The sequence below is a fragment of the Cognatazoarcus halotolerans genome (genome assembly GCF_009800965.1).
Lineage (GTDB): Bacteria > Pseudomonadota > Gammaproteobacteria > Burkholderiales > Rhodocyclaceae > Cognatazoarcus > Cognatazoarcus halotolerans.
The window spans coordinates 1-345 of sequence record NZ_WUAF01000080.1 but is presented as its reverse complement, the minus strand read 5'-3'; the positions used below and the strand labels follow the sequence as shown (position 1 = coordinate 345).

Genomic DNA, 345 nt, shown 5'->3' with positions numbered 1-345 from the left:
GCAACTTTGGTGTGGCTGACCCAGACAGCGCGAGCTTCACCTACACGGTGAGCGGCGTCTCGGGCGGTTACTTCCAATTGAGTAGCGCCTCCGGTACCCCGGTCACGAGTTTCACGAGCGCCGACCTCAGCGGTGGCCTGGTGCAGTTCGTCGATGATGGCAACGAAGTGGCGCCTGCGTTCGACGTGACGGTCAACGACGGCACGGCGGATTCGAATACGCTGAGCGCGACCATCAGCTATACGCCGGTGAACGATGCCCCGGTGCTCGATAGCGCAAGCCTGACGGTGAGTGAAGGCCAGACGGTGACCTTGTCCGGCGCGAACTTCGGCGTCTCCGACCCCG

The 345-nt window shown here is 63.5% G+C and carries 1 protein-coding gene; it reads left to right on the top strand.

Going from position 1 to position 345, the window contains the following annotated elements:
• The coding region (locus GQB03_RS22750) for a cadherin-like domain-containing protein (protein WP_200832435.1) at positions 1 to 345 on the top strand (345 nt) is incomplete at both ends.